We start from the raw sequence: 4,848 nt of genomic DNA on the forward strand, positions 1-4,848 counted from the left end.
CGAGCCGCCGCTGCCGCCGGACGACCCGCACTGGGCCGCCCGCGACGGCCGGGCGGTGCGCCTGGACGCCGCCTGGGCGCGTCCCGTCGACGCCCACGGCCGCCCGGACGAACGCGCCTCCGTGCAGGTACCGGAGCCGCGCACCCTGTCGGCCTACCTCGTCGACCCCGAGGGGACCGTCGCGCCGGAACTCCTCACCAGCGAACGCGGCGCGCCCACCCTGCGGGTCTGCGACCTGAGCCGCGACGGCCGCTTCGCGCTCGTCCACCGGGGGCCGCGCGGCCGCCGCGAAGCCCTCGTGGTCCGCACCCTCGACCGGACGGTCACCTGCGTCGTCCCGGTCGCCGACGGCGACCCGTGGATCGGCGGTTTCGCCCCGGGAGGGGGCACCGTCTGGCTGCGCAGCGACGGCGGACGGGAGTACGCGGCCCTCGTCGCCGCCCGCCTCACCGAGGACGGGGAACTCCTCGGCACCACCGTGGTCGCCGAGCGCCCCGACTGCGACCTGGAACTGCTCGCCCTCGGCCGTGAGGGGCGGCGCGCCGTACTGGCCTGGAACGTGCGCGGGGTCAGCGAACTGGAGTCGGCCGAGCTGACCCCGGCCGAGCCGCCCGCCCCCGGCACGGACCCCGCCCCCGGGGCGACCGCGGCGGCCGGACCGCGCCGCCGGCTCGACCTGCCGCACGAGGTCGTCACCCGCATCGAGCCGACCGCCGACCCCGAGGCGCCCGTGGTCGCCCTGTCCGGCTCCCGGCGGCACCCCGGCGTGTGGTGGCTGCCGCAGGGCCTGCCGCTGCGCACCCCGTGGTCGTCCCGCGACGAGGACGCGGCCACGGCCGGCCGCCCGCCCGTCCGCCCGATGTCCATGAGCCCGGTGGCCCGCGACGGACTCACCCTCGGCGGCTGGTACTACCGGGCTCCCGGCCGCGCCCCCGGCGAGCCCGCCCCCTGCGTCGTGCACCTGCACGGCGGGCCCGAGGAACAGGAACGCCCGGTCCTGCACCCGCTCTACCTCGAACTCCTCGGGCGGGGCCTCGACGTCTTCGCCCCCGACGTCCGCGGCTCCTCGGGTCACGGCCGGTCCTTCGTCGACGCCGACCTGGGCGCCGGCCGCTTCCACGCGATCGACGACGTCGCCGACTGCGCGGCCCACGCTGTCGTCGAGGGCCTGGCCGACCCGCGGCGGCTGGCCGTCATGGGCCGCTCCTACGGCGGCTACCTGGTGATGGCCTCCCTGGTGTGGCACCCCGAAGTCTTCCGCACCGGGGTCGCCGTGTGCGGCATGTCCGACTTCGCGACCTTCTTCGCCGGCACCGAACCCTGGATCGCCCAGTCCGCCGCCCACAAGTACGGCCACCCGGAACGCGACGCGGAGCTGCTGCGCGCCCTGTCCCCGATGAGCCGCGTCGACGCCTTGCGGGCACCGGTCCTGGCGGTGCACGGTGAGCACGACACCAACGTGCCGCCGGGGGAGTCCGAGCAGTTCGTCCGGGCCGCCAGGGAACGCGGCGTGGAGGCCGGGCTGCTCCTGCTGCGGGACGAGGGCCACGACTTCCTGCGGGCCGACAACCGGCGGCTGTTCCGCCGCACCGCGGCCGACTGGATGGAACGTCACCTCGCCACGTGAGGACCGCCGACGCAACGCTGTCACCGGTACCTGTCACACTTTGCGGGTGCCGCGCCCCGGCCGGTTCCGGCCGCCGCGGGGTCGGGGGGCGTGCGGGGGTGCGGCGCGGGTAGTCGCGCGGTGTGATCGGTGAGTGAAGGCGGACCGGATGGAACCAGTTCCAGTCGACGAAGGGGATGCGGGCGTGACGGGGGCGTCGGCCACGTACGCCCTGGAAGGAGACGGCGCGTGGATAGCGAGAGCCCGCGGGCTCGCCGCCGCGTTCCTGGCCCGGGCCGCCGAGGCGGCTGACGGCCTCGCGGTGTCGGCCCGCGCGGTGGAGGTGACCCAGCTCGTGGTGAGCGAGCTGGTGACCAACGCCCGCAAGTACGCGCCCGGCCCCGTGCGGCTGGACCTGTCCATCTCCGGCAACGCCCTGGAGGTGGGCGTGCGGGACGGCAACCCGGTGCTGCCGGTGGCCCGCGGCGCCGACCCCGGTCGGGTGGGCCAGCACGGCCTGGAGATCGTCATGGCGCTCGCCGAGGCCCTGGAGGTACGGCAGGAGGCGGCCGGCAAACGGGTCACCGCCCGCATCTCCCTGGTGGACGCGCCGGGCGACCGCTGACGCGAGCGGCCGCCGGGCCGCGCGCTCAGGCGGGGCCCCGCGGCAGTGACTGTTCGGTCCACACGACCTTGCCCTGAGGGGTGTACCGCGTGCCCCAGCGGTCCGCGAGCCGGGCCACCATGAACAGGCCCCGTCCGCCCTCGTCCGTGCTCGCCGCCCGGCGCAGGTGCGGGGAGGTGCTGCTGCCGTCGGAGACCTCGCAGATCAGCGCCCGGTCCCGGATCAGACGCACCCGGACGGGTGGCGCGGCGTGCCGGACGGCGTTGGCGGCCAGCTCGCCCACGATCAGCTCCGTGACGGGCGCCAGCACCGACAGCCCCCAGTCGTCCAGGGTCCGCACCACCGCCGCGCGCACCCCGCTCACCGCGGCGGGCTCCGGCGCGACGTCCCAGCCGGCGGTGTGCCGGGCGTCCAGGGTGCGGGTCCGGGCCACCAGCAGCGCGACGTCGTCGCGGGGGTGCTCGGGGAGCAGCGCCTCCCACACCGCCTCGCACGCGGCGGCGGGGTCGGTGCCGGACCGGGCCAGGATCCGCCGCAGCAGCGCCGTCCGCTCCCCGGTGTCGTGGTCGCCGCCGTCCACCAGCCCGTCGGTGTACAGGGCCAGGCAGCTGCCGGGCGGCAGCCGCAGGGACGCCGTCTCGACGGGCAGGCCGCCGAGGCCCAGCGGCGGACCGCCGGGCATGTCGACGAGGTCCGCCCGCCCGTCCGGGGTGACCACCACCGGCGGGGGGTGACCGGCGCGGGCGAGGGTGCACCCGCCCGTCGACGGGTCGTAGACGACGTACAGGCAGGTCGCCCCGGTGACCGGCGCGGTCGGCCCGTCGGTGCCCTCGTCCTGGTCGATCCGGGCGACCAGTTCGTCCAGGCGCCACAGCAGCTCGTCCGGCGCCAGGTCGAGGGCGGCGAAGTTGTGCACGGCGGTGCGCAGCCGCCCCATCGTGGCCGCGGCGTGCAGTCCGTGCCCCACCACGTCACCCACCACGAGCGCCACCCGGGCGCCCGGCAGCGGGACGACGTCGTACCAGTCCCCGCCGGCCCCGCCCCGCCCGGCGCCGGCGGGCAGATAACGGTGGGCGACGTCGAGGGCGTTCTGCTCGGGCAGCGCCCGCGGCAGCAGGCTGCGCTGGAGCGTGACCGCCATGGCGTGCTCGCGGGCGTAGCGCCGGGCGTTGTCGACGCTGACCGCGGCCCGCGCCACCAGTTCCTCGGCGAGCGACTCGTCCTCGTACCCGAACCGCTCCGGCCTGCGGGACCGCCAGAACGTGACCACGCCCAGCACGGCGCCCCGGGCCCGCATCGGCACCGCGATCATCGAGTGCACCCCGAACTCGACGAGCCGGCGCCCGCGCACGAGGTCGGGTTCCCGCCAGCCCGCGTACGCCGCCATGTCGGGTTCCAGGAAGCTGTCGCCGGAGCGGTAGGCGAAGCCCTGCGGCGAGGTGGGGGAGAACGTGATCAGCTCACCGGCCGGATGGAACGGCGTGCCGTCCCACGCGCCCCCGACCGCGACCCGGCGCATCGGGGGCAGGTCCCCGGGCGGTTCCTCTCCCCGGAGCACGGCCTCGGGCAGGTCGACGGCGACGAAGTCGGCGAACCGCGGCACCGCGAACCCGGCCAGCTCCCGCGCCGTGTGCAGCACGTCCAGGCGACCGCCGATGCGCAGCCCCGCGTCGTACAGCAGCTTCAGGTGCTGCCGGGCGGTGTCGGCCCGACCGGCCAGGGCCCCCAGTTCGGTGGTGTCCCGGAACGTGGCGACCCACCCGGACGGCCCGCCGGCCCGGTCCGCCGGCCGCTGGCTGACGGCGAGCAGCCGGCCGCGGGCCACGTGCACCTCGTCCGTGGCCGGGCGGCCCTCGGCGAGCAGCCGGGCCAGGTCGGGGTCGACGCCGAGGTCGGCCGGCGTGCGTCCCTCCGCGTCCGCGGGCAGGTCCAGCAGGCGCCGCGCCTCGTCGTTGACCAGCGTGACCCGTCCGTCGGCCGCCATGATCACCACCCCCTCGCGCACGGCGTGCAGCACGGCGTCGTGGTGTTCGTACATCCGGGTCATCTCGGCCGGTTCCAGGCCGTGGGTCAGCCGGCGCAGGCGCCGGCTGACCAGAACCGTCCCCGCCAGGGACAGCAGCAGGGCGCCCGCGGCGGCGCCGAGCAGCAGCGGCAGCCGGCCGTCGGCGGTGTCGCCGACGCTGTGCAGGGTGATGCCCGCGGCCACCAGCCCCAGCACGTCCCCGTCGTCGTCGGCGACCGGCACGACCGCCCGGGTGGACGGCCCCAGCCGGCCGTTGACGGTCTCCCGGACCGTTCCCCCGGAGGCCGCCGGGGCGATGGTGCCGACGTAACGCCCGCCGATCCGCGCCGGGTCCGGGTGGGTGTGCCGGATGCCCTGCGGGGTCATCACCACGATGAAGTCCACCCGCGCCGCCCGGCGCGCACCCTCCGCCCGGGCCTGCAGCACCGCGCTCGGATCGGGGGCGCCCAGGGCCTCCTCGATGCCCGGGGCGCGGGCGAACGCCCAGGCGACGGCCAGCGCCCGGTCGCGGGCCGCCCGCTCGGAGTCGGCACGCGCCTGCAGCACCAGTGCCGCCGCGGCGGCGAGGATGAGGAGGAGCACGATCACCAC

General features: G+C 77.1%; 3 protein-coding genes. 2 read left to right on the forward strand and 1 reads right to left on the reverse strand.

The genetic code is table 11. The features are described 5' to 3' along the window. Together G3I53_RS27635 and G3I53_RS27640 are read left to right on the forward strand one after the other, a co-directional pair. On the forward strand, positions 1–1,627 hold a 1,627-nt coding region (locus G3I53_RS27635; RefSeq protein ID WP_239064149.1), incomplete at its 5' end, for a prolyl oligopeptidase family serine peptidase. 148 nt (positions 1,628–1,775) lie between these two features. Further along, positions 1,776–2,231, forward strand: coding sequence for an ATP-binding protein (locus G3I53_RS27640; protein ID WP_164335894.1), 456 nt, complete (start codon positions 1,776–1,778; stop codon positions 2,229–2,231). Positions 2,232–2,256: 25 nt separating this feature from the next. Here the strand turns inward: G3I53_RS27640 and G3I53_RS27645 are convergent. Beyond that, positions 2,257–4,848: SpoIIE family protein phosphatase/ATP-binding protein (locus G3I53_RS27645; RefSeq protein WP_239064150.1), on the reverse strand; the 2,592-nt coding region annotated here is incomplete at its 5' end.

The organism is Streptomyces sp. SID14436 (genome assembly GCF_010548465.1).
Taxonomy (GTDB): domain Bacteria; phylum Actinomycetota; class Actinomycetes; order Streptomycetales; family Streptomycetaceae; genus Streptomyces.

Excerpts from the sequence above, each read along its gene's own strand:
- G3I53_RS27640 (WP_164335894.1), top strand. The coding sequence starts at position 1,776 with ATGGAACCAGTTCCAGTCGACGAAGGGGATGCGGGCGTGACGGGGGCG.